Annotated in this window: 22 protein-coding genes and 2 tRNA genes; 8 read left to right on the forward strand and 16 right to left on the reverse strand. The window is 60.8% G+C overall.

Translation table 11 applies throughout. The features are described 5' to 3' along the window. Positions 1-21: 21 nt before the first annotated feature. Positions 22-2,208 carry an elongation factor EF-2 gene (locus tag V5N47_RS09615; protein WP_338727146.1) on the reverse strand — a complete coding sequence of 729 codons (2,187 nt, stop codon included), beginning with the start codon at positions 2,206-2,208 and terminating at the stop codon, positions 22-24. Between the two features lie 263 nt (positions 2,209-2,471). Between V5N47_RS09615 and V5N47_RS09620 the strand changes: the two genes are divergently transcribed. After that, the gene (locus tag V5N47_RS09620; RefSeq protein ID WP_338727147.1) at positions 2,472-3,233 is read left to right on the forward strand and encodes a DUF5781 family protein; all 762 of its coding nucleotides are present in this window, start codon (positions 2,472-2,474) and stop codon (positions 3,231-3,233) included. A gap of 212 nt (positions 3,234-3,445) precedes the next feature. On the opposite strand, the gene V5N47_RS09625 is transcribed toward V5N47_RS09620, so the two are convergent. Continuing rightward, positions 3,446-4,060 carry a 30S ribosomal protein S7 gene (locus V5N47_RS09625; RefSeq protein WP_338727149.1) on the reverse strand — a complete coding sequence of 205 codons (615 nt, stop codon included), beginning with the start codon at positions 4,058-4,060 and terminating at the stop codon, positions 3,446-3,448. Next, a complete protein-coding gene (locus tag V5N47_RS09630; RefSeq protein WP_276245555.1) occupies positions 4,057-4,485 on the reverse strand; it encodes a 30S ribosomal protein S12 in 429 nt (142 codons plus the stop codon). Before V5N47_RS09630 ends, V5N47_RS09625 begins: the two co-directional genes overlap by 4 nt. Before the next feature lie 143 nt (positions 4,486-4,628). Between V5N47_RS09630 and V5N47_RS09635 the strand changes: the two genes are divergently transcribed. After that, positions 4,629-4,883, forward strand: a complete 255-nt coding sequence (locus V5N47_RS09635) for a hypothetical protein (protein WP_338727150.1) — start codon at positions 4,629-4,631, stop codon at positions 4,881-4,883. Between the two features lie 94 nt (positions 4,884-4,977). On the opposite strand, the gene V5N47_RS09640 is transcribed toward V5N47_RS09635, so the two are convergent. Genes V5N47_RS09640 through V5N47_RS09665 form a run of 6 tightly spaced genes read right to left on the reverse strand, consistent with a single transcriptional unit; the run spans position 4,978 to position 13,130 of the window. Continuing rightward, positions 4,978-5,403, reverse strand: coding sequence for a NusA-like transcription termination signal-binding factor (locus tag V5N47_RS09640; RefSeq protein WP_338727151.1), 426 nt, complete (start codon positions 5,401-5,403; stop codon positions 4,978-4,980). Continuing rightward, positions 5,403-6,587, reverse strand: coding sequence for a DNA-directed RNA polymerase subunit A'' (gene rpoA2, locus V5N47_RS09645; RefSeq protein WP_338727152.1), 1,185 nt, complete (start codon positions 6,585-6,587; stop codon positions 5,403-5,405). The genes V5N47_RS09640 and rpoA2 overlap by 1 nt, the downstream gene beginning before the upstream one ends. Beyond that, the gene (locus V5N47_RS09650; RefSeq protein WP_338727154.1) at positions 6,580-9,519 is read right to left on the reverse strand and encodes a DNA-directed RNA polymerase subunit A'; all 2,940 of its coding nucleotides are present in this window, start codon (positions 9,517-9,519) and stop codon (positions 6,580-6,582) included. Before V5N47_RS09650 ends, rpoA2 begins: the two co-directional genes overlap by 8 nt. Next, positions 9,516-11,342 (reverse strand): DNA-directed RNA polymerase subunit B, encoded by a 1,827-nt coding sequence (gene rpoB / locus V5N47_RS09655; protein WP_338727156.1) that lies wholly within the window; start codon positions 11,340-11,342, stop codon positions 9,516-9,518. Before rpoB ends, V5N47_RS09650 begins: the two co-directional genes overlap by 4 nt. Before the next feature lies 1 nt (position 11,343). Then, positions 11,344-12,903, reverse strand: a complete 1,560-nt coding sequence (locus V5N47_RS09660; protein WP_338727158.1) for a DNA-directed RNA polymerase subunit B'' — start codon at positions 12,901-12,903, stop codon at positions 11,344-11,346. After that, entirely contained in the window at positions 12,903-13,130 is a 228-nt protein-coding gene (locus V5N47_RS09665; RefSeq protein ID WP_332897960.1) for a DNA-directed RNA polymerase subunit H, read from the reverse strand. The genes V5N47_RS09660 and V5N47_RS09665 overlap by 1 nt, the downstream gene beginning before the upstream one ends. Before the next feature lie 209 nt (positions 13,131-13,339). Between V5N47_RS09665 and V5N47_RS09670 the strand changes: the two genes are divergently transcribed. Both V5N47_RS09670 and V5N47_RS09675 read left to right on the forward strand, forming a co-directional pair. Then, a tRNA-Asp gene (locus V5N47_RS09670) sits at positions 13,340-13,412 on the forward strand. Positions 13,413-13,889: 477 nt separating this feature from the next. Then, positions 13,890-13,962: transfer RNA gene (locus tag V5N47_RS09675), tRNA-Asp, on the forward strand. Positions 13,963-14,710: 748 nt separating this feature from the next. On the opposite strand, the gene V5N47_RS09680 is transcribed toward V5N47_RS09675, so the two are convergent. Continuing rightward, positions 14,711-15,739: a DUF87 domain-containing protein gene (locus V5N47_RS09680; protein ID WP_338727161.1), complete on the reverse strand. Its 1,029-nt coding sequence runs from the start codon at positions 15,737-15,739 to the stop codon at positions 14,711-14,713. 75 nt (positions 15,740-15,814) lie between these two features. Here V5N47_RS09680 and V5N47_RS09685 point away from each other — a divergent pair, with 75 nt between their 5' ends. Further along, on the forward strand, positions 15,815-16,264 hold the full coding sequence (locus tag V5N47_RS09685; protein ID WP_338727164.1) for a carboxypeptidase regulatory-like domain-containing protein: 450 nt from the start codon (positions 15,815-15,817) through the stop codon (positions 16,262-16,264). 2 nt (positions 16,265-16,266) lie between these two features. On the opposite strand, the gene V5N47_RS09690 is transcribed toward V5N47_RS09685, so the two are convergent. Together V5N47_RS09690 and V5N47_RS09695 are read right to left on the reverse strand one after the other, a co-directional pair. Then, positions 16,267-16,998: a protein-L-isoaspartate O-methyltransferase gene (locus tag V5N47_RS09690; protein WP_338727166.1), complete on the reverse strand. Its 732-nt coding sequence runs from the start codon at positions 16,996-16,998 to the stop codon at positions 16,267-16,269. A gap of 22 nt (positions 16,999-17,020) precedes the next feature. Further along, positions 17,021-17,959: a methyltransferase domain-containing protein gene (locus tag V5N47_RS09695; protein WP_338727167.1), complete on the reverse strand. Its 939-nt coding sequence runs from the start codon at positions 17,957-17,959 to the stop codon at positions 17,021-17,023. Between the two features lie 295 nt (positions 17,960-18,254). On the opposite strand from V5N47_RS09695, the gene katG reads away from it, so the two are divergent. Further along, positions 18,255-20,396, forward strand: coding sequence for a catalase/peroxidase HPI (katG, locus tag V5N47_RS09700; protein WP_338727168.1), 2,142 nt, complete (start codon positions 18,255-18,257; stop codon positions 20,394-20,396). A gap of 78 nt (positions 20,397-20,474) precedes the next feature. Here katG and V5N47_RS09705 read toward each other — a convergent pair whose 3' ends face one another. Further along, on the reverse strand, positions 20,475-21,128 hold the full coding sequence (locus V5N47_RS09705) for an HVO_0476 family zinc finger protein (protein WP_338727169.1): 654 nt from the start codon (positions 21,126-21,128) through the stop codon (positions 20,475-20,477). Positions 21,129-21,182: 54 nt separating this feature from the next. Continuing rightward, complete coding sequence (locus V5N47_RS09710; RefSeq protein ID WP_338727171.1) at positions 21,183-22,157, reverse strand: aminopeptidase; 975 nt, start codon at positions 22,155-22,157, stop codon at positions 21,183-21,185. A 114-nt stretch (positions 22,158-22,271) separates the two neighbouring features. On the opposite strand from V5N47_RS09710, the gene V5N47_RS09715 reads away from it, so the two are divergent. Continuing rightward, on the forward strand, positions 22,272-23,285 hold the full coding sequence (locus V5N47_RS09715) for a type II glyceraldehyde-3-phosphate dehydrogenase (RefSeq protein WP_338727172.1): 1,014 nt from the start codon (positions 22,272-22,274) through the stop codon (positions 23,283-23,285). Between the two features lie 42 nt (positions 23,286-23,327). After that, positions 23,328-23,708, forward strand: a complete 381-nt coding sequence (locus V5N47_RS09720; protein WP_338727173.1) for an Hsp20/alpha crystallin family protein — start codon at positions 23,328-23,330, stop codon at positions 23,706-23,708. On the opposite strand, the gene V5N47_RS09725 is transcribed toward V5N47_RS09720, so the two are convergent. Together V5N47_RS09725 and V5N47_RS09730 are read right to left on the reverse strand one after the other, a co-directional pair. Beyond that, the gene (locus V5N47_RS09725; protein WP_338727174.1) at positions 23,705-24,565 is read right to left on the reverse strand and encodes a RimK family alpha-L-glutamate ligase; all 861 of its coding nucleotides are present in this window, start codon (positions 24,563-24,565) and stop codon (positions 23,705-23,707) included. The genes V5N47_RS09720 and V5N47_RS09725 overlap by 4 nt on opposite strands. 44 nt (positions 24,566-24,609) lie before the next feature. After that, positions 24,610-25,140, reverse strand: coding sequence for a 50S ribosomal protein L16 (locus V5N47_RS09730; protein ID WP_338727175.1), 531 nt, complete (start codon positions 25,138-25,140; stop codon positions 24,610-24,612). Positions 25,141-25,267: the final 127 nt, after the last annotated feature.

Below are 25,267 nucleotides of genomic sequence, written 5' to 3' on the forward strand. Positions count from 1 at the left end.
AGTCGCACCCGAAGGCGCGTTCTAGAAGTAGTTGATCGACTCGGGCAGTTCGAGTTTCATGCCCTTGCGCTCGCGGATCTCCTGGATGGTCTCTGGCTGGAGGTTGTCAGCCATGTCCTGGAAGCCTGCGTTCTCCGTGTTCCAGGAGGCGCGGCCTTCCGTCGCGGAGCGGAGGTCGGAGGCGAATCCGATCATTTCCTGCACTGGTGCGACGCCTTCGACAACCATGACGTCGCCGTCCTGGTACATGTCGTCGACGCGGCCACGGCGACCCTGAATCTCGCCGGAGGCAGCACCCATGTGCTCGGTCGGAACGTCGATGCGGACGTTCTGAATCGGTTCGAGCAGCGAGACCTCACCGGCGATGAGCGCGCGGTGGATGGCGTTGCGGGTTGCTGGGATGACCTGTGCTGGGCCACGGTGGATGGCGTCTTCGTGGAGCTTTGCGTCTTCGAGGCGGAACAGCGCGCCCGACACTGGCTCCTTTGCGAGTGGACCGTCGTCGAGAGCCTCTTCTAAGCCTTCGATGACGAGTTCCATCGTCTCGTTCAGGTGCTGGATACCCTTCGTGTCGTCGATGAGGATGTTCGTCCCGTAGATGTGTTCGACGTTCTGGGCGGTGTCCTTGTCCATGCCAGCTTCCATGAGCGCCTCGCGGCGTTCGAGTTCTGGCATGTCCATCGTCGCGTCACCGAGCTTCAGCAGCTCCACAATCTCCTCCGAGAGTGGCTCTACGTGTACGTAGAAGCGGTTGTGGCGGTTTGGCGAGATGCCTTCGACCGTTGGGGAGGCCTTGCGTGGCTTCTCACGGTAGACAACGATTGGCTCACCAGTCGTGACTGGGATGCCCTGGTTGCGCTCGATACGCTGGGTGATGACCTCGAGGTGGAGCTCGCCCTGCCCGCTGATGAGGTGCTCGCCCGTGTCCTCGTTAATCGTAATCTGGATGGTTGGGTCTTCTTTGGAGACCTGACGGAGCGTCGCGATGAGCTTTGGCAGGTCGTCCATGCTCTTTGCCTCAACGGACTTCGTGATGACGGGTTCGCTGATGTGCTCGATGGACTCGAACGGCGTCATCTCGACGGAGGAGACGGTGGAGCCAGCGATGGCGTCGCGGAGGCCGGTCACGGCTGCGATGTTACCCGCAGGGACGCGCTCGACTTCTTCGCGCTCGCCACCCATGTAGAGGCCGACAGACTGGATGCGGTTCTTGCCTGCCGTCCCGGAGACGTAGAGCTCCTGACCGCGCTCGATGGTTCCGGAGAACAGGCGACCGGATGCGACTTCGCCTGCGTGTGGGTCCATTGCGATGTCCGTGACCATGAAGACGACTTCGCCTTCGTCGTCGACGTCACGCATCTGGATTGCGATGTCGCTCTCTGGGTCGCCACGCCAGACGGTCGGGATACGACGTGGCTGCGCTTCGATTGGGTTCGGGAAGTGCTCTGCGACCATGTCCAGGACGACGTCGGAAAGCGGCGAGAGCTCTTTGAGCTCGTCGGTGTTGTCGTTCTGGTTGTAGTCGATGATGTCACCGAAGTCGATGCCGGTCTCCTGCATGGATGGGAGGGAGACTGCCCAGTTGTAGAGGGCAGACCCGAAGGCGACAGTCCCGTTCTCGACGCTGACTTTCCAGCCTTCTTCCTCGTACTTCTCCTCTGCCATCCCGCGGATGAGTTCGTTGACCTCGCGGATGACCTTCTGGAGACGCTCTTGCATCTCCTGTGGGCCTTCCTGGAGCTCATTGATGAGGCGGTCGACCTTGTTGATGAACAGGGCTGGCTTGACACCCTCGCGGAGTGCCTGGCGAACAACCGTCTCAGTCTGGGGCATCGTGCCTTCGACTGCGTCAACCACGATGAGCGCACCGTCGACTGCGCGCATCGCACGCGTCACGTCGCCACCGAAGTCGACGTGGCCGGGCGTGTCGATGAGGTTGATGAGGTGGTTCTTCTCATCCCATTCGTGGGTCATCGACACGTTTGCCGCGTCGATGGTGATGCCACGTTCCTGTTCGTCTTCCTCGGTGTCCATCGCAAGCTGGTGGCCTGCGAGGTCCTTGGAGATCATACCGGCACCCGCGAGCAGGTTGTCGGTCAGGGTTGTTTTACCGTGGTCGATGTGCGCCGCGATGGCCATGTTCCGGATGTGCTCCGGCTTGTCCATCAGGCGTTCACATTCCTGGACAATCTTCTTTCGTCGGCCCATATGGGCTAACCTTCCGGCAGGAGGTTCAAAAGGATAGTGTTTCGTGCGGACCATCGCTGAGACATCAATTCTACCGAATATCACAGCGTAAACCGCTCACGAGCTGATTTCCTCCTAAAATGTGACTCAACCTTTATTCAGGAGCCAAACCGAGAAAACGAGGCGTAGGTCGCTCGAAATCGCCGCAAACCGTCTATTTCACTCTGTATGTCAACAATCCCCACAACACTCATCTTCGACCCCGTCGTTTGTTAGTCATACACATGGATGTCCGTGTGCCAGCAGGCGTGCTCCAAGACCCGTTTCTCGGGGCACAGTACCTCTTTGAGACCGAATACGACCTCGACTGGCCAGTCATCGTCATGGTTCGCGACAACCCCGACGAACGCACGTGGACGGCTCACTACGCCGAACACCACCTGCTCAACCTCTCTAGACAGGCCGCCTCGAGCGCGATGGCTCGTGAGCTCGTCCTCCACGAGTACGCCCACATGTACCGCTACGAACAGGGCCATCCATCCCACCTCCAATCGACCGCAGAAGCGCTCATCCTCGCCTTTACCGGGAGACGAGTCGAGCAACGAAAGCTCACCCACTGCTATCAGATTGCGAACCACATGAAGGACATCTACGCCGACGATATCACTCTCGACGTGTATCCCGCGACGAAACTCCTCGCCTTCTTAGAGGCCAGTCTCGCAACCGCCGTCGCAGACCGGCCTATCGACCGTCCCGGAGCCGTTCGCCATACCCCGGCTGCAGACCCGGACATCACCGCGGTGAACGCCGCCTTCGCGCTTGGCCTCGCAGAGCGCCACGACCTCATCGACGCAGACCACCGCCTCTACGAACTCGCGGCCATCGCGGCCGCAGACGCACCGCACGTGAATCTCGATTCGTTCAAACGGCGATTCCGCACGCTCGCGCGCGACACGAACGCAAGTGAATATCGTAAGGCACTCGTCGAAATCACGAGAAAATACGCGATGCACACCGGCGGCACGGGCGACGTAGCGGCTGACTAAACCAACGAGAGTCGCATCGTGGAGCAGCTTCGAGCGACGACTCGTTCGAGTCAATGTTGGTCGCGCTCGACGTTTCCGTGTCGAATAACACAGTGGTCTCAAGCCGCTTCAATCTCTCGAGCGCACGTCAGCCCGACAACTGCCCGCGGGAACAGGGGAGCGGCGCGAACGCCGTGGCTCAGGAGTCGTAAAAACGTGAGAGAAGGGAACGGTTACCGAGCGGCGGCGGCGACGCGCTCTTTCTCTTCTTTCTGCCCGATTGCGTACGACTGGACGTCGTAGTCTGCTGCGCCCATCAGCTGGGATGCGAGCGCTTCTGCAGCGCTGGTTGGCTTCTTGTAGGAGCCACTGTATGCACCCTGTGCGATGAACTTGAGGGCCTGGTCGACACGGCGCTGTGGCGCAACGTCGACGGCCTGTGGAACCGAGATGCCACCGTATTTGAGACGGACGGTCTCTTCACGTGGCGACGAGTTCTCGACGGCGCGGACGAGAATCTGGACGGGGTTCTCCTCGGTGCGCTCTGCAATGATTTCGAATGCGTCGCGGACGATGGAACTCGCCTGTTGTTTCTTGCCCGTGTTCTCTTCGGTCTGCATCAGGCGGTTGATGAGCCGCTCGACGATGCTGACCTCGCTCTTCTGGAACTGCTTGTTCGCGTGGCGACCCATCGTGTGGGCGATGGGCGTCACGGTGATGTAGCGTTTGGTGCTCGGGTCGGTGTATTCGATTTCCGAAACGTCCCACGTGCCGAACAGCTCAGCGACCGTGCCGGCTTCCTCGGCGTCGGCCTCTTGTTCTGTTTCTGGAGTTTCCTCTTCGCTCATCGAACCGGCTTCTCCTTGTTGCCACGGACGAGTTCGATCATGGACACGCCATTGACCTTCTCGACTTTGTAGTTGACACCCGAAAGGTCACCCATTGCGCGACCCTTCGCGCCGCCGATGCCGGCGATGGTGACTTCGTCGTGTTCGTCAATGAACGAGATTGCGCCGTCACCCGGACAGAAGGCGGTGACTTGCTTCCCGTTCTTGATGAGTTGAACACGGACACATTTTCGGATTGCAGAGTTGGGCTGTTTTGCCTCAATGCCCACTTTCTCCAGGACGATACCTCGGGCCTGCGGTGCGCCCTCGAGAGGGTCAGACTTGACGCCGAGCCCTCGGGCGCGCCGCGCGTACTCAGAGTCGGACCATCGGTGTGACTGACGGTCCTTTTTGAGCTTCCGCGCGGCGTACTTGCCGTTCGCCATAGTACGCTTTCGTACCTGATGGAGCTACTTAAGCCTCCCTTTTCGCACCCGCAGACGGGCGCTCTGTGGCGAATGTGGCTCGTGGTATCACGCGCCCGGGGCCGATAAAAAGATTATTACGGTTTTCGCGTCTACATTTGCCCATGTCCACCCCTACGAACACCGACCCCTCCTCGGGCCAGGAGTTCTTAGAAACCCTGTTCCGGTATTCGTTCGTGTTGAAGCTCATCGGCATCGTCATTGGTCTGTTCGTCTTTGGCTACCTCATCGATACCTTCGGCGCACCGAACTCCTTTACCGGCATCGTCGTTGGTATGTCGTGGAGCCTCTCCGTCCTCCTTGGGCTCGCCATCGTCATCATCGGCGGCCTCTCGCTGATTCGCCAAGCGCTCCAGTAAGTCGTTTTTTCGGGTATCTCACGGTTCACACTCGCAGAGAGCGACCGCTGTCGGTCGGCAGTCGCCACAAAAAAGCCTGCCTCGCACGCGCGAGTCAGGTTAATTGGATGTCGTCGATGTCGTGGTGGCGCTTTGCGAACAGGCGCGCAGCCCGAATGTTACGCCCGCCTTTGCCAATCGCCACGCCCGCGTCTTCCTGTGCCACCTCGGCGTAGGCCACCATGTCGTCGTTTCGACTGATGGTGACGTGGTACACCGCGGCGGGTGCGAGCGCGTTCGCGACGAACGCTTCCGGGGTGTCCGCGTTTTCGATAAGTTCGATGTCGCGGCCCAGTTTGTCTTCGACCTCTCGGACGTGCTTGCCGCCGGGGCCAATCGCTTGCCCCATCTCGCCTGCGCCGACGAGGATGAGCACGCGGTCGTTGTCGTCATCGACCACGCAATCGCGGGCGCTTGCGCCGGTCACGTCCTCGAAGAGGGCGATGAACTGGCGGGCTTCGTCCGAGAGGGTGACTTTCATTAGTCTGCCTGCTCCGCACTCCGGTTTATCGACCCCATCTTGAGGTCGACGTCACCGGTTCCGAGGCGGATTGGCTTCCCGACGATGACGTTCTCGGTGACACCGTTTAAGTCGTCAATCTCGCCGTGGATGGCCGCGTCGAGCAGGTGGTTCACCGTCACCTCGAACGCTGCACGGGCGAGCACGGACTCCTTGCTGCCGGAAATCCCGTGGCGACCGATGGACTCGATTTCACCGCGGTTGGTCATGATGTCTGCAACGAGCATCATGTGGCGGATGTTCACGTCGCCAAGCCCCTGTTCTTCGAGCGTGTTCATCGTCTCCTCGATGATTGCCTCGCGCGCGGCCTCGATGCCGAGCGTGTGGTGAATCTCGTGGATGTTGTTACACGTCGTCCGCGAAGCGTCCACGCCTTCGATGGTGAGCACTTCGCCGAAGGCAGACCCCTCGGTGTAGAGGACGAACTGGTCTTCGTCGTCTAAGTCCTCCTTGCGGATGACGACACGGCGCACGTCTTCGATGCCCTTGAAGACGATTTCACGCAGTTCTTCGACGAGCTGGAGCAGGTCGCGGTAGCTTGGCTTTTCGGGACCGAACTCGATGGCCGTGCCGTTCTGGACGGTTTTCACGCCGAGTTTGTCCTCGATGATACCGGCGACGTCCTCTGCGGTCAGCCCACGCTCTTCTAGCGTGTCCTGATTCAGGTTCACCTGCACGAGCATGTCCGCGACGTTCGTGCTGATGTCACCAAGTGCGAGGATGCGCGTCGCTTCGACGTTCCAGACGACCTGGTGGGCGAGTTCTTTGTCGGTGGCGTACTCGTCTTCCAGATAAACGGTCATCATCGGCGTGTCCGGCGTTTTGCGAGCGTCCACCAGCTCGATGAGCCGGGGCAGCCCTTGGGTCACGTCGATTTCTGCCACACCCGCGTAGTGGAACGTGTTCATCGTCATCTGCGTCCCCGGTTCACCAATCGACTGGGCACTCACGGTGCCAACAGGGTCGAGTGGGTCAACACGGGTTTCGAGGTAGCGGTTCTCGACCGCCATGACGATCTCTTTCGCCTGTTCGTCGGTGACGTTTCGCTCTTCTAACGTCTCGTAGAGTTTCGTCTTGAGGCGCTTTGGGAGCTCGGTCGCTTCGACCTGTTCTGCGATGGCCTTGGGTACGTCGTAATCAGTCATCGGATTCTACCTCCTGGGTGTCGTTGTACGCCGCTTCACGCGCGTCTGCGTACTCAGAGAGGTTCGTTGGCGGCCGCTTGAGGCCGAGGTACTCCTCTTTGCGCCGTTCGGACTCGAACTCCGCATCGAGGACGCGGTCTGCAATCTGGTCGACGTCGATGTCGTAATCCTGGAACGAGGAAACCTTCACTGGACTCGTGCCGTCCTCACCGAATTCGAACTGGACGATGGTGTCGCTCGTGTCGCGCACCGTGCCGTCGTACTGCGTTTCGAGCTCGGAGAGTGCGTTGATGAGCCGGCGCTGGAGGTAGCCGGATTTCGAGGTGCGGACTGCCGTGTCCACAAGCCCCTCACGACCACCCATCGCGTGGAAGAAGAACTCACGCGGGCTGAGGCCTTTCCGGTAGGAACTCTCGACGAAGCCGTGGGCGTCGGCCGACAGGTCGTCTTTCTGGTAGTGGCTGAGGGTGCGGTCTTCGTAGCCGCGGTTGATGCGCTCGCCGCGCACTGCCTGCTGGCCAACACACGCAGCCATCTGCGTCAGGTTGAGCAGCGAGCCACGCGCCCCGGACTCGGCCATGATGACCGCCGGGTTGTCGTCTGCGAAGTGCTCCTCTGCGATGTCACCAGCAGAGTCACGGGCTTTGCCGAGCGTCTGCATGATTTTCATCTCGAGGGTCTCGTCTACGGTGCGGCCCGGGAGGGACTCTAAGTCGCCGTTCTCGTAGGTCTGGATGAGTTCCTGGACGCGCTCGTAGGCGTTGTCGATTGCCTCGTCGATCTGCTCTTCTGCTTCCTTCTCGATCGACTCGTCGTCGATACCGAGCGAAAAGCCGAAGTGCATGATCGCACGCATCGCAAGCGAGGAAATCTCGTTGATGAAGATGCGCGCGCGGGTTGCGCCGTACACCTTCATGATGGTGTCAACGACCTGCCCACCGAACGCACCGACAGCGTCCTCGTCGATGGTGCCTTCGAGCAGTTGGCCGTTTTCGATGATGACGGTGTCACCGGTCGAGGACTTGAACTCAAGGCTCAGGTCGCCCGGCAGGAGTTCGGAGAAGATGGTGTGGCCCGTCCAGTACGGGACGCCTTCTTCGTCCTCGCCGTCCGGCGCTGGCAGCTCGTCCACGCGCGTCGCACGGAGCAAGTCGAGTGCCTGCGTCTCGTTGAATTTCGGGTTCTCGTGGGTGAGCAGGTAGGTACCAGAGATGTGGTCCTGAATCGCGCCGATGATGTTCTCACCGAAGCGCGGCGAGAGAATCTGCTCTTGGACGCGCATCAACACGCGCGCCTCGGCACGCGCCTCCTCGTTCTGGAGGGCGTGCATGTTCATCTCGTCACCGTCGAAGTCAGCGTTGTACGGCGGACAGACAACCGTGTTCAGGCGGAACGTCTTGTACGGCATCACGACGACTTCGTGAGCCATGATGGACATCCGGTGGAGCGATGGCTGCCGGTTGAAGATGACGATGTCACCGTCGACGAGGTGGCGGTTGACCTCCCAGCCGACCTCGACTTTCTCTGCGAGTTCCTCGCAGTTTTTGTGCGTGACCTTCAGGCGACGGCCGTCAGGGCGGCGCACGTAGTTCGCGCCGGGATGCCCGTCTGGACCGTTTCGAACGTACGTTCGCGCCTCCTCTAAGGTGCGCTCGGTGACGTTCATCGTCTGGGTCATCTCCTTTGCAACGCGGTCTGGGACACCGACTTCGTTGAGCGAGAGGGTCGGGTCCGGGCTGATGACCGTCCGTGCAGAGAAGTTGACACGCTTCCCGGACAGCGAGCCACGGAAGCGCCCTTCCTTGCCCTTGAGACGCTGACTCAGCGTCTTGAGTGGGCGACCCGAGCGGTGGCGGGCCGGTGGCGTTCCCGAAATCTCGTTGTCCATGAACGTCGTGACGTGGTACTGGAGCAGCTCCCACAAGTCCTCGATAATCAGCTGTGGGGCACCCGCCTCACGGTTCTCCATGAACCGCTGGTTGATGCGGATGATGTCCACGAGCTTGTGCGTGAGGTCGTCCTCACTGCGCTGGCCGTTGTCGAGCGTGATCGAGGGGCGTGCGGTGACCGGCGGAACCGGGAGCACGGTGAGAATCATCCACTCTGGGCGCGAGCGCTCAGAGTCGATGCCGAGCACGTCTAAGTCCTCGTCTGGGATGTCCTCGAACCAGTCGCGAATGTCCGAGGGCATCAGCTTGTTCATGTCCTCGACCGTGAGGTCGATTTTGAGCGCCTTTTCGAGTGCGCGACGGTCCATCTCACGCGGGCGGAACTCGCCCGAGAGGATTTCGTTGATGCGCGAGAGGTCGATTTCCGTCTTGTCTGCGAGCTCCTGTGGGGAGGTGCCCGGACGGTCTTCTTCCTCGTTTGGCTGCATCGCCGCGGCAATCTGTTCTGCGTAGTCGGAGGCGAGCACGTCCTGCACTTCGTAGTACGTCGTTGGCTTCTCGTGCTGGATGTCGTACTGCGTCTCGCCACAGAACGGACAGGCATCTGCCTTGCGGGCCTGTCGGATGGCGGCTTTCGTCACGTCGTTCAGGTCGTTACCGAGTTCGCGGGCGACCGTCTGCTGGTCGCGGAACCCCTCGCGCTCGTCTTCGGTGAGACAGAGGCGCGAGCAGTCGCGGCACGTCCCGCGCAGGAGGCGGCGGATGAGCTTCGTAAAGCCGACGTGGATGACGGGCGCGGCGAGTTCGATGTGGCCGAAGTGGCCGTTACACGACCCGGAGTGTTTCCCGCAGGTCTTACACTGCAGCCCGGGGTCAATGACACCGAGACGCGGGTCCATGAGACCCATGTCGATGGGGAACCCGTCGTCGTCGTAGGTGTCTGCGGTGATGATTTTCGTCGCGCTCATCTCACGGTACTCCTCGGGGCTCATCAGCCCGAAGCTGATGGAACCAATCTCTTTGGGTGTGCTGTTGGAACTCATACTGCGTCCTCCAGTTCGAGGCGCGGCGCGATGCCAAGCGCCTTCATTTCGTCAAGCAGGAGCTTGAATGCGTAACTCATCTCGATTTCGTGGATGTCCGTCTCCTCGCCACAGTTTGGACAGTAGACGCGGTGCTGGTCAACGTTCTCGACAGCACTCATCCCACAGTGACCACAGACGTAGATGAATTCCCGGTCGGATTCGTCGAGGAGGCGCTCTTTGAGCGCCATGGCCGCGCCGTGCCCGATGAGCACGTCGCGCTCCATCTCCCCGACACGAAGCCCACCTTCACGCGCACGCCCTTCGGTCGGCTGGCGCGTGAGCACCTGCACCGGCCCGCGCGAGCGCGCGTGAATCTTGTTCGAGACCATGTGGTAGAGCTTCTGGTAGAAAATCACGCCAACGAAAATCTCGGCGTCAATCTTCTCACCGGACACGCCGGAGTACATGACCTCTTTGCCCGCAGAGTTGTACCCTTGGTCGAGCAGTGCCTGTCGGATTTTCTCTTCGTTCTCGCCCGTGAAGGCCGTCCCATCAACACGGCGGCCTTCGAGCGAGCCAACCTTGCCGCCGAGCATTTCGAGAACGTGGCCCACCGTCATCCGCGACGGCAGCGCGTGCGGGTTCAACACGAGGTCGGGCACGACGCCTTCGGCCGTAAACGGCATGTCTTCCTGTGGAGCCATGTGGCCCACGACACCCTTCTGGCCGTGACGGGATGCGAACTTGTCACCAAGCTCTGGAATCCGCTCGTCGCGAACCTTGACTTTCGAGAGTTTCGAGCCGTCTTCACCCTCCATCAGGGTGACGGTGTCGACGACACCGTTTTCGCCAGAGCGCATCGTGACGGAGGTTTCACGACGCTTCTGTGGCGAGAGACCGCCCATGTCGTCGGGTTCTTCTAAGAACCGTGGCGGACTCGTCTTACCGAGGAGCACGTCGTTTTCGGACACGACGGTCTCTGGGTTGACGAGGCCGTCTTCGTCCAGATGCGTGTAGGCTTCTTCACCGCGTGCGCCGCGCACTTCGTCGTCCGGAATCTCGAAGCGGTCTTCCTGACCACCAGGGTAGCGACGCTCTTCGCCTTCGTACGTACGGAAGAAGTGGGAGCGACCGAGTGCGCGCTCGACGGAGTTCTTGTTCATGACGAGCGCGTCCTCGATGTTGAACCCTTCGTAGCTCATGACCGCGACGACGAAGTTCTGGGCCGCCGGGCGGTCGTCGAAGCCAATCTGTTCGGTGGTCTGCGTTTTGACCATCGAGAGCTGTGGGTAATGCAGGAGGTGCTGGCGCGTGTCAGGCCGGATGCGGTAGTTCGCCGCTGGCATCCCCAGCGACTGTTTGACCATCCCCGACCCCATCGTAATCCGCGGCGAGGCGTTGTGTTCCGGGTACGGAATCATGCCTGCACCGATACCGAAGATGAGCTGCGGGTCAATCTCCAGATGCGTGTGGTCGTCGGTGATTTCCTCTGGATCGACCGCGACGTAAATGTCCTCTTCTTCCTCTGCGTCGATGTACTCGACGTAGCCGCGGTCGACGAGGTCGTCGAATTCGAGCTCACCGGACGAGACTTTCTCGACCTCCTCGTCTGAGACGAGCAGTTCGCCGTTTTCGACGATGAGGAGCGGACGGCGGGCACGGCCCGCGTCTGCGTTGATGATGACTTCGCGGGTCCGACCTTTCACCGAGACGTTCACCATCTCGCTGACGTCGCCGCGTCGTCGGGCCTCTCGGACCTGGTTTGCAAGCTGTTCAGGGTCGGGGTGTGTCCCAACCAAACTGCCGTTGACGTAGACTTTTGCTTCTCTTCCCTGGCTCATTTTAGTCCGCCATTGGTTCGACGCCTTCGAGACCCGGGATGCCCTCGACTCCCATCGACGCCAATTCGCGTTTGAGTTCCTGTTCGTCCTGGATGTTCTGTGACAGCTCCATCGCCTGCGCGAAGTTCTTCACGAGCCCACAGTTCGGTCCCTCTGGGGTCTCAGAAGGACAGATGCGACCCCACTGGGTCGCGTGCAGGTCGCGAGCTTCGAAGTGTGGCTGGCTGCGCGACAGCGGCGAGCGCAGTCGGCGCAGGTGAGAGAGCACACCCATGTAGTCGGTACGGTCGACGAGCTGGGACACCCCAGAGCGGCCGCCGACCCAGTTGCCCGTCGCAATCGGGTGTTCTAAGCGTTCGGTGAGCACGTCGGAACGGACGACGGTGTTCACCGAGAGGTTCCGGTTACGCATGTTTGCCCGCTCGAGCTGGTACTTCACGTCGCGTGCGAGCTTGTTGAGCGCGGTCCGGAACAGGTCTTTCATCAGGTCGCCGCTGACCTTGAGCCGCTTGTTAGCGTAGTGGTCTTTGTCGTCGGAGTCACGGCGGTGCAGCGCGAGTTCGAAACACGCCTCGGCCATGCGACAGAGGTAGTACGCTTTGTTGATGCGGACTTCTTCTTCATCGACGCCTTCCTCGTGGAGGTGCGGGAGGAGGTAGCGGTCGATGACGTAGTTGGCCCGCTTCAGCTGGTAGTTCTTACCCTGACCGCTGGCGACGCGCTTGCCGAGCGTCTCGATGGCTTCCTCGGTCGTCTGGACCTCGGCGGCTTCGAGATTTTCGAGCATGAACTTCACGACCTCCGGGTCTTCGGAGACACGGTGCACGATTTCTTCGTCGGATTCCAGTCCAAGCGCGCGGACGAGCGTGACGAAACTCACGCTGCCCGAGACGGATGGGAACGAGACTTCGAGGAGGCCTTCACGATTCCGTTCACAGAGCACGAGCGCGCGGTAGCCGCGGCGCTGGCTGAACGTTTTTGCCACCTGAATCTCGTCGCCGTACTTCGTGTCGTACTCGGCGAGAATCTTGTTCGGTGCGAGGTCTTCGCTGGTCATGAGCACGCGCTCTGACCCGTTTACGATGAAGTAGCCACCGGGGTCTGCGGGGTCTTCACCGATTTCGACGAGTTCGTCGTGGTTGAAGCCGTTCAGGTTGCATTTAGAAGAGCCAACCATGATTGGCATGCGGCCGACTTTCGTCTCGGCCTGGTCGACGACTCGTTCTTCTTCTTCCTCGCCGCCTTTGATGATGGACATTTCCATGAACACCGGGGCGGCGTAGGTGATGTTGCGCAGACGGGCTTCCTGTGGGTACAGGAGTTCCTCACTGCCGTCGGCTTCGCGTACACGCGGGGTGACCACGCGGACGTTGCCGAGCTCGACGTACACCGGCTCTTCGCCCTCTTTGTCGCCGATGTCCGTCTCGATGGTCGCCTTCTCGTCGACGACTTCCTGCATCCCGCGTTCTAAGAACGCGTTGAACGAGCGGAAGTGGTGTTCTGCGAGTCGTTCCCTCGAAAAGTACTGTCTTGAAATTGCGCGTCTATCGTCCGTATTCATTATTCCACCACAAGGCGGTATACGACCGCCGTCTCAGTTGTTCGGGAGTTTCGCACGATTTTGATGACGTCACCCACTTCCGCCTCGTCCGGGAGTGCGGGGTCGGTGCGTTTGATTTTTGGAAGGTCGGTGCGTTTGATGTCGTATTCTTCCAGAACCTCCTCGACTGACTCGTCGTCAAGCACGAGATGGTCCGGGACAAGTTTGTGTTGGCTTACGTCTACCATGTTTGCCTCTGGCCAGTGGGAGAAGCGGCTCTCACGAGATACTACAGGCCAGTACTGTCGCGTTCCATTTAAGGGTTGTTAACCTCGTCTACGGGCGTGCACGCGTGCCACGCCCGCGAGGAGTGCGAGCCATACGGTACCACCCGCCGTCGTCCACCGATTTGAAAAGCCTTAAGCCTAACACCCCGTTACGATTAGTTGCGTCACCCGCCCGGGTGGTGTAGTGGCCTATCATACAACCCTGTCACGGTTGTGACCCGGGTTCAAATCCCGGCTCGGGCGTTTTCTACAGAACCCAACCGTCGAGCAGCGCGGCTTGTCGCGCTGCAACCAGCTGGGTTCTGGTGTAACGACCACTGAGGGATTTGAAGCAGGGAGCGAGAGGTGAGCGAAGGGAACGGGAGCGACCGTGGTTCAAACTCCGATGCGGCGAAGCCGCATCGTGGCTCGCAAATCCGAAGGATTTGCTCACTCCCGGCTCGGGCGCTTTTTCCAAGGAACTACCCGACGAGCACTGCGGAGCGTGTGCTCGTACTCTCGTGAGTAGTAAACCGACCACAGAGGGATTTGAACGTTCGAGCGAACGGCGTGAGCGAGAGAAGTTCAAATCCAGATACTGTTCTGGTACGGCTCGGGCGCTATTTCCAAACTTCAACTACCGAGCAGCGCGTCGTGTGTGTTCAACACCTCCCGACTGACCATCATCCCAAGCTAGTAAGCCTTAAGACCCACACCCCGTTACGGGTAATTGCGTCACCCGCCCGGGTGGTGTAGTGGCCTATCATACAACCCTGTCACGGTTGTGACCCGGGTTCAAATCCCGGCTCGGGCGTTTTCTACAGAACCCAACCGTCGAGCAGCGCGGCTTGTCGCGCTGCAACCAGCTGGGTTCTGGTGAAACGACAACAAGGGATTTGAAACAGGGAGCGGGAGGTGAGCGAAGCGAACGCCTTCAGACCGCATTGCGATCTGACGAGCCACGAAACTCGCAGCGTTATTTTCGGACGGGAGCGACTGTGGTTCAAACTCCGATGCGGCTTTTGCCGCATCGTGGTTCGCGAATCCCCCGGATTCGCGCACTCCCGGCGAACGAGTTTGCCGACCTTCGTGGAAACTTCGTTTCCACTCAGTCCCGGCTCGGGCGCTTTTTCCAAGGAACAACATGGCGAGTGAGGCGTCTGGCTGTCGAACCTGCTGACCTGACCAGTTCTCGGGAGCATCGGCGGTGACTCTCGCAACAGGTTGTCAGTTCATTCAGTTTCGTGTCATACCACCTCTATTAGCTCGGGAACTCTCGAACACCACCACGAATCGACGCGATTCACGCTTGCGGGCGCGCATCGAACTCTCTCACGAATCGCCACAGATTCGCCGGATATTATCTAATTCAGACATTGTGTTTGATTAGTTCCACTTCTTTCAATGCCTTAGTAAACGGCTTGGATATTCATGCCAAGGGGATATGCCCGCTCGCAAGAATCCAGTATATGGTGCGGTCGAGCCATGCCCGGACTCGATACGTGCCTCTGACAACTTTCGACCAGCCCACACCTGCCCGGTTGTGGCTGGCCATCTCTCTTTCAGTGGCTGTTCACCCGAGGAGTCTCACCGCCATGGGGGGTTTCCCGGAGCCGAATCTGCACCGCGTGCGTGCGCTCTGTGACATCATCTATGACGAGCGCTTCGCCCGGTGCGGTCGGCATCCGACTGGCGAACGAACCGTCGAGATATGTCGGGCGTGCGGCAGCAAGCGCCGCCCGGTCTGCTTCATTCGTCACCCGATGTACCACCAGTACGTCTGCTTGCGAGTGGGCAACCGGCGGGAGTGCGCCCGGGCGCTGGGTCGCCGCGATGAGACTCACGCCGGGTTGTCGCCCGCGCGTCAGCAGCGTGCGAAGTGACGACCCGGCCACGCCGTCAAAAAACACGTGCGCTTCGTCTACGAGCAGCCACGGGAGTCGCTCGATTGTTCCATCGAGGCGCGCACGATAGAGCGCCGCTGCAACCGCTCGACACACCGCGTTCATTGGCGCGTCGGCCAGCCCGGAACAGTCGAGGATAGTCACGCCGTCAGAACACAGCTGCGCTGCGGTGAGGCCATCACCACTGAAAACGCCCCACTCGCGTGCGAGTGCGAGGTGATTGCTCCCCGCCCGTCGCGTCGCGTCATCCACGACCGCTGTTTCGATGAACGCTGCCATCGCGTCGAGACTCGCTGTCGCGCTTGCGGCCTGCCAGAGCAGACTTCCGACGGCTCCAGCCGGGTCGAGACCGAACAGTTCACACCACGACTGCGGAGCGAGTACATCCGCGGAAATCGTCGGGGTGGATTCGACTGTGGCCGCGATGTTTGCGTCCTCCGCGGCCAGCGTGGTGAACGCGCCCATCGGGTCGATGATGACCGGTGCAATGCCCTCACACTGTGCCAACTCCTCTGCGAGGACCCCAAGGGTGTAGGACTTTCCCGACCCGCGTTTGCCGACGACGAGCGCGGCGTGCGGTCGGTTTACATCGAGACCAACCGCCCCACCACAGCTCCCGTCGCACGCCCGAAAGTGTCCCAGGTTCGCAACCGGCCCGTCGTTGTCTCGCTGTCCGAGCACGTCCATGCGCCCTCTCCCCGCGGCTTCGCATTTGAACCCTTGGCCGAGCGTTTATCAGTGAAGCCGGAACCAGCACGGGATATGTCCGCACTCGCCCGACTGTTCGCAGACGACCGCGCCATCGAAGGCCTCCCGATTCGCCTCGTCATCGCCCTCGTCGTTGGCGTGGCGAGCCTCAGCGTGATGATGAACATGCTCTCTGGGGTGCAGGGACTCGCCGTCTCGGAACTCGACGTGCGCCCTCAACCGGAGGTCGTGAGTCCAGGCTCCCAAGATATAACACTCGACGTGGTCGATGCAGACGGCACCACCGTCTCGAACGCGACCGTGGTCGTCCGCAGCGCCACCGCTTCCATCGACGGCGTCAAAACGGTGCGCACAGACGCTTCCGGACAAGCAACCATCTCACTCAACCCGCAACTCGGGGCCAATCGAGACACTGGCACACTCACACTTTCGGTCAAACCGCCCGCTGGCAGTTCGTTCGTCGACCGCAGAGAAAATACCGTGATTCTGGTGGTGCGCGACTAGCGCTAGTCCCAGTCAATCCACTCGTGTTCCCAGCCGTGGCGTGACTCTGACTCGCGCACCATGTGCTCGTAGTCTTCGCGCGTGGTGCGATTTCGTTCGAGCGTACCCGCCTGCTCACCATCAACCAACAACGGTCGGAACAGGACAGTTCCACAGCGTTCGACCACCTCACTGGCTTCGAAGGCAACCAATGTTTGCTCTCCCACACCGAGTGGCATCACGAGCCGTCCGCCGGGGGCAAGTTGGTCACGCAGTGCTCGCGGAGGTCGAACGGCCGCGGCTTCGACCAGAATCTTGTCGTAGGGGGCGTACGCCGGGAGGCCGTGTGCGCCGTCGCCTTGGTCTACGTAGACAGTTTCGTAGCCCGCTTCCGCGAGACACCCGCGTGCGTCGTAGACGAGTTGTCGTGAGATGTCCACCGCGTGGACGTTTTCGGGACCGACGATTTCTGCGAGCACGGCCGCCGTGTAGCCGATTCCGGCACCCACGATGAGCACTGTGTCGTCTTTCTGTGGGCAGAGCGCCTCGATAAGTCGGCCAACGGTGCTCGGTGCGAGAATGGTCGTTCCGCGGTGGTCGAACGCTTGGTCTATGTATGCACCGCGTGCGTCATCGATGAAACAGTGGCGGGGAACCGTGCGCATCGCGATGCTAACCGCCTCGCTCTCAACGCATCGTTTACTCTCGTGTTCGAGGCTCGCGACCATGTCGTCGCGGAGCACCGCGAGGTCCATATTTCAGAACAGTGCGCCACAACTAATCAATGGCGCGCCTGCCGCCAACGAGTTGAACGTCCGTTCCGGGGATGGATTCGACGCGAAGTTGCTTGAAACTAGCCACGGATAACCACTCTCGAAATTGACTTTCTGTGTACGTATCGCCATGCGCGCTCTGGGCGAGCATGTGTGCGCCGACCAGTGCGGCGTTCGGCGCGCGGCCACGCACAAAGTCAGTGAGCACGAGCGACCCGCCCGTATCGAGCGCGTTTGCTGCGTGCTTGACGAACGATTGCACGGCTTCGGGGCCGTGCCAGTGGGCGACACCACCGGCGAAGATGAGGTCGTAGGTTCCGGAAATCGGGTCGCCGAACGCACCCTCCGCAAACGACACGTCTTCGTGGCGCAACTGCGGGCGGTCGCGCTCGATGACTGCTGGCGTGTCGCGGAGCGTCACGTCGTAGCCTCTGCGGGCGAATTCGAGCGCGTAGGGTCCCGCGCCACCGCCTACGTCGAGGACGCGCGTGCCGCCGTCGTGGAAGTGAACGGCGGCAGTCACGAGTGCCCGCACCGTCGCCTCGTCCATTGCAGCGTGTGCCCCAAGTTTGTTCACCGTCCACTCTGGCGGTTCGGGCGTCTGTTCTCCGGTTTCCATCGCGTCTGGAAGCGCCACCCAGCGGTCGAGCGCATCGAGTTCGTGTGAAAGACGGCCGATCGAGTTCAGGTCAGTTTTCGCGAAAAAGCCGAGTGCGCGGTTCGTCGGTTCGTACTCCTCGCCCAGCTGTTTGAGAAAGCCGCGCTCAGAGAGTGCTTCAAGGGTGATGCGCGCAGCGCGCTCGGTCACGTTCGCTTCGCGAGCGACGGTTTCCGGCGTCCCGGCTTTCGTCATCACGGCGTCGAGAATTCCCGATTTGCGGGCGGCCCAGAGGACGAGCAGTTCACGAAATTCTTCGTGGCGACTGGCGTCTCGTGTGGGCATCAGACAGCCTCCATCATACGTGGGCCAACGAGACCACCAGTAAAAAGCGCGGTATATCCGTCGTCGAGTGGTGGAGTCGACGGGTCACTCAGGCGGTTGGGGAAGTAAATTGTGCCTACACTTCCGTCTGTGACTGCCTTCTCCGCCAACTTTTTTCGCCCGTCGCCCGAAGTGATTGATACATACTGATTCAGATGTCCAACGACAACGCGACACGTGGGATGGGGGAACCCGGCCACGAAACACAAATTGCCGACCGAAACTCACACACGAACGAAACCCGAGAGGTTAGCCAATGACGCAAGGATCTGACCACGACTGGTGGCCGAATAAATTGAACGTGAACGTTCTCGACCAGAACGCTCGCACGAGCAATCCAATGGACGAGGACTTCGACTACGCAGCGGAGTTCGAGAACCTGGACCTCGACGCCGTGAAGGAGGACATCCAGGCGCTGATGACCGAATCCCAAGCGTGGTGGCCAGCAGACTACGGCCACTACGGCCCGCTGTTCATCCGGATGGCGTGGCACAGCGCCGGCACGTACCGCACCAGCGACGGTCGCGGTGGCGCATCCGACGGCGCACAGCGCTTTGCGCCTCTCAACAGTTGGCCCGACAACGTGAACCTCGACAAGGCGCGCCGTCTGCTCTGGCCGGTCAAACAGAAGTACGGCCAGCAGCTCTCGTGGGCCGACCTCCTCGTTCTGACAGGGAACGTCGCCCTCGAATCGATGGGATTCGAGACGTTCGGCTTCGCTGGCGGGCGTGTGGACACGTACGCGCCCGACGAGGCCGTCGATTGGGGGCCAGAAGAAGAATGGCTCGGAGACGACCGTCACACGGAAGACGGTGACCTCGAAGGGCCGCTCGCCGCAGACCACATGGGCCTCATCTACGTGAATCCGGAGGGGCCAAACGGCGAACCAGACCCACGCGCGGCAGCAGAGTACATCCGCCAGACGTTCGATCGCATGGCGATGAACGACGAGGAAACGGTCGCACTCATCGCCGGTGGACACACGTTCGGGAAAACCCACGGTGCGGCCCCCGACGATAGCCTCGGTCCAGACCCAGAAGGCGCTCCAATCGAACAGCAGGGGCTTGGCTGGGAGAGCAGTCACGGCAGCGGCAAGGGTCCCGACACGATTACCAGTGGGCTGGAAGGCGCGTGGACCGACGCGCCGATTTCGTGGGACAGCGGCTTCCTCGACAACCTGTTCAGCTACGAGTGGGAGTTAGAGAAGAGTCCTGCCGGTGCGTGGCAGTGGAAAGCCAAAGACGAGGCTGCACAGGACACCGTGCCGGACGCACACAATTCATCGAAGAAGCACGCGCCGATGATGCTCACGACGGACCTCGCGCTCAAAGAGGACCCTGCGTATCGCAAGATTGCAAAGCGCTTCCACGAAAACCCGGACGAGTTCCAGGACGCCTTCGCACGCGCGTGGTACAAACTGACCCACCGCGACATGGGCCCGCCAACTCGATTCCTCGGCCCAGAGGTTCCCGACGAGGAACTGCTGTGGCAAGACCCCGTCCCTGACGTTGACCACGAACTGATTGGCGATGACGAGATTGCCGCGCTCAAGAAGCAACTCCTCGCGTCTGACCTCTCCGTCTCGCAACTGGTCAAGACTGCCTGGGCGGCGGCCTCGACGTACCGCGACAGCGACAAGCGTGGTGGCGCGAACGGCGCTCGCCTTCGCCTCAAACCGCAGAAGAACTGGGAGGTCAACGAACCGGAGCAACTGGCGAAAGTGCTGGAAGCGCTGGAAGGCATTCAGGAAGACTTCAACAGTTCGCGCTCCGATGGCGTGCACGTCTCGCTCGCAGACCTCATCGTACTTGGCGGCAACGCAGCAATCGAGCAGGCGGCGAAGGATGCTGGATACGACGTGACGGTTCCGTTCGAACCGGGGCGAACGGACGCCTCGCAAGACCAGACTGATGTCGACTCGTTCGACGTGCTCAAACCGACCGCCGACGGCTTCCGCAACTACCTCGGCGACGAGGCCGACAAACCGGCGGAGGAACTGCTGGTTGACAAGGCAGAACTCCTCGACTTGACGGCTCCAGAGATGACGGTGCTGGTCGGCGGGATGCGCGCCCTCGGTGCGAACTACAAGGCGTCCGATCTCGGTGTCTTCACCGACCGACCCGAAACGCTGACCAACGACTTCTTCGTGAACCTGCTCGACATGGGCACGGAGTGGGAAGCGACTGCGGACGCTGAGAACGTGTTCGTGGGAACCGACCGTGACACGAACGAGCAGACATGGAAGGCAACCCGCGTAGACCTCATCTTCGGGTCGAACTCCCGCCTTCGCGCCATCGCGGAAGTTTACGGCGGTGCCGACGCAGAGGAGAAATTCGTCCACGACTTCGTCGAGACGTGGAGCAAAGTGATGCGCAACGACCGGTTCGACCTCGAATAGACCCACTGCTCTCTTCTTTCTTTTTGCTGTCGAACGCACCGCACGACACCGCGAAAACGTTGAAAAACGGAGACAGCGTTACCAGGCGGACCAGGCGGTCGAACTCTCGTCGCGGACGTAGAGGCGTTTGATGTCTTTCGCGTTTGCCGTGTCGCCGCCGAAGTCGAACTGCTCGCGGTCGTAACCCTCTGCGTCGTCGCGAATCATGATGCCCTCGACGGTGAACTCCTCGCCGTCTAGCTCTTCTTTGCGACCAACGGTGAACTCGTAGTCGCCGGGCACCTGAATCTTCAGGCTCTTGGTCTCGTCACGCCGGCCGTCGTTCGGGTGCATCGTGACGTTCACGCTGATGTTGTCCACCGCGCGCGTCCAGAACGTTTTGATGTCCTTGATTTCTGCTTCCTCGACGCGCTGACCGCCGTCGAGTTCGATGCTCGTGATGCGGACGGTGAGGATAGCCTCGTCGGTTTCGACGATGAACTCCTCGCCCACCGCGCTCTTCTCGGCTGGTGGGGCGCTGACGGTTGCTTTGAACGAGTCGCCGTCCTGTGAGACGACCACCATCTTCTCGATGGTGGATTCGGTTTCGATAGTTGTCTTGTGGACGTGGTCACACTCGGTACAGCGGACGGTAACCTGTCCGCTGCCGGGCTTTAGCACCTCGTGGACGGTTTCGAGCGTCGGCGAACACGAAGGGCAGACCACGGCCACGCGGTCTGAATGGGTACTCATGGGCAATTCTAACCGTCCGAGCCTAAAAGTGCATGGCGATTCTCGACAGCCCGCTCAGGTCTGTGTTGGCTGTGGAAGCTCGATTTCCACGCCGTCTGCGTACACGGTTGGTTCGCGCAGGATGCCATCAAGGTGGAGTGGGGCGGACACGTCGCCACCAATTCCTGCGTCGTCGCCAATGGCGATGTGAACCGTCCCAGCGGCCTTCTCGTCTAAGAGAACGGAGCCGACGAGATCTGCAACCGCGACGTTCGTCCCGATGCCGAGTTCCGCGAGGTTGTAGGCGTCCTGTCCGACTTCTGCTGCGGCCGTCTCGATTTGCCCGCGGATGTCGTCGTCACTCACCTCGGTCACGGAGCCGTCTTCGACGGTAAACGAAAGTTCTTGGCCGGGTTCGAGCAGGCCGTAGGGCATCATCGTCCCGTCCACGACGAACGTCCCGTTTGCGGTGACCGGGCTGATGAACACTTCGCCTGCGGGTAGGTTCGAGAAGTGACCGGGCTTGTGGACGATGCCGGTGTCTGCGAGCCACTTGCGGTCACCGAACGCGAAGGTGATGTCCGTCCCCTGCGGGGAGGTGACGCGCACTTCGGCTGCGTTTTCGACCTTCGCAATCGTGTCGTAGGAGGTCTCTTTGATATTCTCGTAGTCGGCGTCAAGGCCGGTGGTGAACACCTCTTCGGTGATGCCCGGTAGCGTCGCGCCGCGCGCCCCGGCGTCGTTCGCGTTCCCGCGGGCGCGGGTGTGGCTCAGGCTCTTCGTGGTCGGTGCGAGAAATACGTCGGCTTCGCGCAAGGCGGCGGCGACGGGCGCGGAGGGCTCTTCGCCGTGCTGGCTGAGCGGCGGATAGCGCATGATGGTCGCGTCTGTGGTCACCGCGCGGGCGGCGTCGTAGAGCGCCTCGCCGATGCGCTCGCGTTTGTCGTCGGTGACGATGAGGCAGCTTTCGTCAGCTTGGAGGTTGAGACACTGGCCGATGGCGGTTTCTGCGGCGGCGGCGAGGTCCGCGTCGGTCGCGCGAGTTGTCATAATTCGTGTGTGGTGGCGGGGGCCATTAGCCGTTCTCATCCACGCTCTGTCGTGCGTTGACGACACACACGGTTGCCCGAAACGATTATACAGACAGCAAAACCACCGCCACATATGATACAAGTCGGGATTAACGGCTACGGTACAATTGGCAAGCGCGTGGCAGATGCAGTCCGCGCCCAAGACGACATGGAAGTCATCGGCGTCGCAAAGACGCGACCGAACTTCGAGGCCGAAACCGCGGTCAACAAGGGCTACCCGCTTTATGCCGCCATCGAAGAACGCGCCCCACTGTTCGAGGAAGCCGGACTCGAACTCGCCGGGATGGTCGAAGAACTCATCGACGCCGCAGACATCATCGTCGACGCCACGCCCTCTGGCATCGGCGCGCAGAACAAGGAACTCTACGACGAGTACGAAACGCCCGCGCTCTATCAGGGTGGCGAGGACGCTGACCTCGTCGATGCGAGTTTCAACGCCCGCGGCAACTTCTCAGCAGTCGAAGGCGCAGACCACGTCCGCGTCGTCTCGTGTAACACGACCGGCCTCTCCCGACTGGCCGCTCCGCTCGAAGAGGCGTTCGGCATCGAGAAGATGCGCGTCACGCTCGTCCGCCGCGGCGGCGACCCCGGCCAGACCTCCCGTGGCCCAATCAACGACATCCTCCCGAACCCGATTACCCTGCCCTCTCACCACGGTCCCGACGTGAAGACCATCTTCCCCGACCTCTCGATTGACACGCTCGGCATGAAGGTTCCAGCGACGCTCATGCACACTCACAGCGTCAACGTCTCGCTCGAATCCGAGCCAACCGCAGACGAAGTGCGCGACCTCTTAGCCGAGGAATCGCGCCTCTTCCTCATCCCCGCGCACATGAACATTGATGGTGCGGGCAAACTCAAGGAACTCGCCCACGACATTGGCCGCCCGCGCGGCGACCTCTGGGAGAACTGCATCTGGGACGAATCCATCAGCATGGAAGGCAACGACCTCTACCTGTTCCAGGCAATCCACCAAGAATCGGACGTCGTTCCCGAGAACGTAGACGCCATCCGCGCCGTCCTCGGCACCGCAGACGCCACAGAGAGCGTCGAAAAGACCAACGAAGCGATGGGCATGGGTATCTAACCGACCCAAGTCTTTTGCCCTCAACACACCTACTCAATTCCAATGAAACGACGAGATGACCGCGACCCGTTCGACGACCTCTTCCGGGAAATCGAGCGGATGATGAACGACGTTATCGGCGACGACGTGGACGTTAACGTAGAACGCGACGAAGCGGGCAACGCCCACGTCTCCGTGTACGAGGAAGACGATGTTGTTCGCGTCATCGCAGACCTTCCCGGCGTCGAAAAAGACCAAATCGACTTAAAATGCGACGGTAAAACGCTGACCATCGCAGCAGAAAGTGAGACCCGCGAGTACGACGAGCACGTCTCGCTACCCGTGCGCGTAGACGAACACTCTGCGACAGCCACCTACAACAACGGCGTCCTCGAAGTGACCCTCCAGCGCGCAGAAGACTCTGCTGACATCAGCGTCAACTAATCGCTATTCCCTTCTGCAGTTTCTCGAATCACGCCAGCGAGCCGGTCGTAGAAGCCCGGAACGTACTTTTCTGGGTCGTCAATCGTGGGTCGCGCGTTTGTCTCATTTATCACCGCGCGGTCGTCGGTGACGAGTAAATCAACCCCCAAAAGCGGAATGTCGAGCGCTGTTGCGGTCTGTTCTGCGAGTTCTTTGAGGTGGTCAGGGAGGTCTACACCCGTCGCTTTTGCACCTCGGTGGACGTTGTGTTTCCAGTGGTTGCTGTCTCCGGGTAGGCGGCGTTCGACCGCGCCGACGTACTCGCCGTCGAGCACCATCACGCGGTAATCCCGCGCGTCTTCTACGTACTCTTGGACGAGAAACGACTTGTCGCCGGTCGCACGGTAGTCGTGGATGAGCGAGAGGTAGTCAGAAACACCGAGAAAGGAGTCTGCGTCGTGGACTTTCACGACACCGGTTCCCCGGGTCGTGGAGTTCGGCTTGACGACGACGGGCGTCTCGAACGCCTCGAAAACGGCTTCGATGTCGCCGCGCTCGGTCGGATTCGAGACCATCGTCGTTTCCGGAACGGGGAGTCCCTTCCGGGCGAGTGCGGCGATGACACCTGCCTTGTTCCGAGAGGTAAGAATCGCCTCGCGGTCGTTGACCCACGGGACGTCGAGGAGGGCGTCTGCAACGCCACCCTCCATGATGCGTGTAGGGTAGACGAAGCCAACGTCGAAGCCGTCCCACGGCTCGGTGAGTGAAATCGTCCGTTCTCTGGTCTTGACGTGTTCTACAGTAATCCCTCGTTTTTCGAGCGGTGTTTGCAGCCGGTCGTAGGTTTCCTTGTTCGTCGCAACCGCGAGACGGAGCATACGCTCACTGAGCGCGGGCAGCAGTAAAAATGGTCCGTGGCCGATTAGGCGACGAGCAGTTCTTCACCGCGCTCGACGACGACGCGGCATGGTGGGGAGACCTTGTTGTAGGCACGGCGAAGGGCGTCCTTCACGACAGGTGCCTGGTCTACGTCACACCACGCGGTGAACAGGCGCTCACCGTTCGGGATGCGTGCGGCGGTGCCGACTGGCTTCCCGAACGCGAGGCGCATCCCGTCAGAAACACGGTCTGCACCCGCACCGGTTGCCTGTTTGTTCTCGCGGAGCACTTGGTGGGGGAACTTTCGAAGAATCATCTTGTAGTTGCCCTCACCGAGGTGCTTGATGAGTGCGCGGTTCGCGCTCAGGCGGGCGGCTTCGAGCGACCCGTGGCGAATCTGGCAGGCTTCCTCTAAGACGAGGGAGATCTGGACTGGGTAGTCGTCAGGGTCTGCGTCCACGGCACCCATCTTGTACTGTGCGACTTTGGAACCGGGGATTCCGGTGATGTACTCTCGTCGGGTGTACGACGGCTTGTCGATGTCCCGGTACATCGAGGCAGGTTTGTCGGCCATGGTTACTACTGGAGGCTGACGCCTACCGCGTCAATAAACCCTTCGAACCGACGGCAACAGATGGGGCTCACACGCCCGATTTCGTGCGAATCGCTCACACGATTGCGTGTCGTTATACGCATTCACT

The organism is Haladaptatus sp. DJG-WS-42, from assembly GCF_037198285.1.
Lineage (GTDB): Archaea > Halobacteriota > Halobacteria > Halobacteriales > Halococcaceae > QDMS2.